This window comes from Streptomyces sp. NPDC002851, assembly GCF_053591935.1.
Map to the genome: position 1 here is coordinate 1 of NZ_JBSFUT010000086.1, position 4063 is coordinate 4063.

The 4063-nt window shown below is 68.5% G+C and carries 1 protein-coding gene; it reads right to left on the bottom strand.

Annotation, left to right across the window (positions count from 1 at the left end):
* Positions 1 to 3953 (bottom strand): SDR family NAD(P)-dependent oxidoreductase (locus ACWD10_RS38275; protein WP_451098430.1); only part of this gene is annotated, 3953 nt, incomplete at its 3' end.
* Between the last annotated feature and the right edge of the window lie 110 nt (positions 3954 to 4063).

Here is a 4063-nt window from a genome sequence, read left to right on the forward strand (position 1 = left end):
GACGACACACCCGCACGACGGACCCGCGTCTCGTCCCGCGCCCACGGCCGCGCTTGCTGCAGCAGCGTCAGGCCACTGCCGTCCCAGTCGACGTGTGTGCTGGGCTGTTCGGCGTGCAGGGTCTTCGGGAGTGTCTCGTGCTGGAGGGCCAGCACCATCTTGATCACGCCTACGACACCGGCGGCGGCCTGGGTGTGGCCGAGGTTGGACTTGGCCGAACCGAGGAACACCTCGCGTGCGCCGAATACTTCGGCCAGGGCGCCGGCCTCGATCGGGTCGCCCAGTGAGGTGCCGGTGCCGTGGGCTTCGATGGCGTCGATGTCGTGCGGGGTGAGGCCGCTCGCCGCGAGGGCGTCCTGGATGACGCGCTGCTGAGCCGGGCCGTTGGGGGCGGTCAGTCCCTGGCTGCGGCCGTCCTGGTTCACCGCAGAGCCGCGGACCACGGCGAGGACACGGTCGCCGTCGCGCTCGGCCGCGGACAGCCGTTTCAGGACCAGCATGCCGACGCCCTCGGACCAGCCGGCGCCGTCGGCCGCCGCCGAGAAGCTCTTGCACCGTCCGTCCGGAGACGTCGTCTTGAGGCGGCTGAACTCCACGAACGACGTCGGCGTGGACATCACGGTGACACCGCCCACCAGGGCGAGGTCGCACTCGCCCTGCCGCAGCGCGGCGGCCGCCAGGTGCAGGGCCACCAGCGAGGAGGAGCAGGCCGTGTCGATAGTGACGGCCGGGCCCTGTAGCCCCAGCGCGTACGACACGCGGCCGGAGGCAATGCTTCCGGCGTTGCCGGTCCCCAGATAGCCGTCGAGGGCGTCGAGTCCCTGCCCCTGACGGTCGTAGTCGGAGCTCATGGCGCCGAGGTAGACACCGGTACGGCTGTCGCGCAGTGACTCGGGGCGGATGCCCGCCCGCTCAAGCGCCTCCCACGAGGCCTCAAGGACCAGCCGCTGCTGCGGATCCATCGACTGGGCCTCGCGCGGCGAGATCCCGAAGAACGCCGGGTCGAACCCCTCGACGCCGCTGAGGAATCCGCCTTCACGGGTGTAGCTCTTGCCGACGGCCTCCGGGTCGGGGTCGTACAGATCCAGACTGTCCCAACGGGGCGGGAGCCCGCCGATGGCGTCGCCGCCCGAGGTCAGCAGCTCCCAGAAGCCCTCCGGTGTGTCGATGCCTCCCGGCAGACGGCACGCCATCGACACGATGGCGATCGGATCGTTGGCCGTCCCCGTCCCCGTCCCCGTCCCCGTCCCCGTGCCCGTCCCTGAACCCGCATTTCGTTTCGCGTTGCCCGCAGCGCGTGTGGCCGTCGTGGCGTCGCTCAGGTCGAGGCGGTCGAGGAGGAGTGCGGCGACCGCAGCCGGGGTCGGATAGTCGAAGGCCAGCGTGGCGGGCAGGTTGACACCAGTGGTCGTGGACAGCTGACGGCGCAGCTCAACGGCCATCAGCGAGTCCAACCCCTGCTCGGAAAGGAGCTGCTGTGCCTTGATGCCGTCGGTCTCCGCAACACCGAGGACGAGCGCCGTCTCGCGCTGCACGAGCTGGAGGAGGTGCGGCAGCCGCTCGGCTTCGGTGAGCCCGGCCAGTCGGTCCCGCAGCGACGAGCCGTCCACGCTCTCGGCCCGGCCCTGGGCCCGGCGCGGACGCACCCGCACCAGCCCTCGCAGCAGCCCGGGCGCCTCCTCGTTCTCACCCAAAGCCCGTTGCAGGGACTCCAGTTCGAGCTTGACCGGTACGAGGTGGGCGTAGGGCTGGGTGAGCGCGGTGTCCAGCGTGGCCAGAGCTTGCGTCTGGGTGAGTGCGCCGATACCCCGTCGGGTGAGCCGGGCGAGCTCGGCCTGCCCGAGATGCGCGGCCAGGCCGGTGCCGGTCTGTTCCCAGAGTCCCCAGGAGAGGCTGAGGCCGGGCAGGCCTTGCCCGCGGCGGTGTGCGGCCAGCGCGTCCAGGGCTGTGTTGGCGGCCGCGTACGTGCTCTGCCCGGTGCTGCCGAGCACACCCGACGTGGAGGAGTAGAGGACGAATGCGGTGAGGTCGAGGTTGAGTTCGGTGGAGAGGTGGTGCAGGTGGAGGGCGCTGTCGACTTTGGTGGTGAGGACGGTGGTGAGGCGTTCGGGGGTTTGGGTGGTGAGGAGGCCGTCGTCGAGGATGGCGGCGAGGTGGAAGATTCCGGTCCAGGGGTGTGCCGGGTCGACGCTGGTCAGGACGGTGTGGATCTGGTCGCGGTCGGTGATGTCGTGGGCGAGGACTTTGACGGTGTGTGCGCCTGCTGCGGTCAGTTCCGCCACGAGGTCTTCGACGCCGGGGGTTTGCATGCCGCGGCGGGAGGTGAGGACGAGGTGTTGTATTCCATGCGTGGTGACGAGGTGGCGGGCCAATACCTGGCCCAGTTCGCCGGTTCCGCCGGTGATGAGGACCGTGCCGGATGGGTCCAGCGTCCTGGGGGTGGTGTCGGTTTCGCTTGCGGCTCGTGTCAGGCGGGTCGCGAGTATCTGGCCTTCGCGTATGACCAGCTCGGGCTCCCCGGTGACGGCCAGTGCGGGCTGAACGTCGGTGTCGGTGTGGTCGGTGTCGATGAGGCGGATGGTTCGTTCGGGGTGTTCGCTGCGTGCCGAACGTGCCAGGCCCCACAGGGCCGCTTGGCCGAGGTTGGTGGCGTCTTCGCCTACCGCGTTCGTGGTGAGCAGGACCAGCTCGTCGTCCGATGCGGCGTTGTTACTCAGTTGTTCCTGGAGTGCCGTGAGTCCGCGGGCAGCGATTCCTGTGACCGTGCCGGTCCAGTCGCGTGCGTCGATGACCGTACGGCCCGTATCGGCGGTTGGTGTTCCGGTCGGGCGTACGGGCTGCAAGTCCACCCGGTACAGGTGATCCGCCGACAACGACGCAGTCGCGGAGCGCATCTGCTCTGCGGTTACTTCACGCAGATGCAGTCGCCCGGAGGCGACCGGTTCCCCGGCCGGATCGCACGCCCACAACCGCAACGCCGTACCGGACGGCTCAACATCCGCCCGTACCCGCAGCTCCGAGCCGCTGATAGCGAACAGTTCCACGTCCGACCACTCGACCGGCAGCAGTGCACCAGCCGAAAGCCGCCGCGCAGCCGCTGACCCCTTCAGCACGTGCAACGCCGTGTCCAGCAAGGCGGGATGCATGCTGTAGCCGTCGGTGGATATGGCTTCGGGTAGTTGGATCAGTCCGTAGGCTGTGTCGCCGTTGCGCCACAGCTCGCTGAGCCCTTGGAAGGCCGGGCCGTAGTCGATGCCCTGTGCCGCAAACGCCTCGTAGAAGCCATCCAGGCCGACCCGCTCAGCACCCGCCACCGGCCACTGCCGCAGCGACTCGAACCCTTCGGTGCTGTCCGTCTCAGCGGGGAAACCCTCAGCGCTGGTCAGAACGCCTTCGGCATAACGCACCCACGGCGCGTCCGCATTGGTGCCCTGGGCATAGACGCCCACTGCGCGTCGGCCGTCGGTGTCCGGGGCTTCTACCCGGACTTGGAGGTGGAGTTCACCGTTGTCCGGGACGATGAGTGGTTCCAGCAGGGTCAGTTCGGCGATGCCACTCGCGCCGACGTGTTGTGCGGCTGTCCAGACAAGTTCCAGCAACCCGGTGCCGGGAACGATCGTGGTTCCGTACACGGTGTGGTCGGCGAGCCAGGGGAACTCCCGCAGTGATACGCGGCCGCTGAAGACCAGGCCTTCGTCGTCGGCGAGTTCGGTGACCGCGCCGAGCCAGGGGTGTCTTACCGGTTCCAGTCCGACCGACGTCACGTCGGTGTTGGTGTTGATTCGCTGCCAGTAGTGGTTGCGTTGGAAGGCGTAGGTGGGCAGGTTGGTGTGTGTGGTTGTGTCGCTGGCGAGCAGTGGGTGCCAGTTGACGGGTGTTCCGTATGTGTGGAGTTCGGCGAGTGCTGTGACGACTGCGGTGACTTCGTCGAGGTTGCGGCGGGTGCTGGTCACGCAGCGTGTGGAGGCGTCGTCTGTGAGGTTTTCCGGGACCATGCCGGTGAGTGCGGCTTGTGGTCCGATTTCCAGGAAGGTGCTGGTTCCCTGGTTTTCGAGGAAGCGTA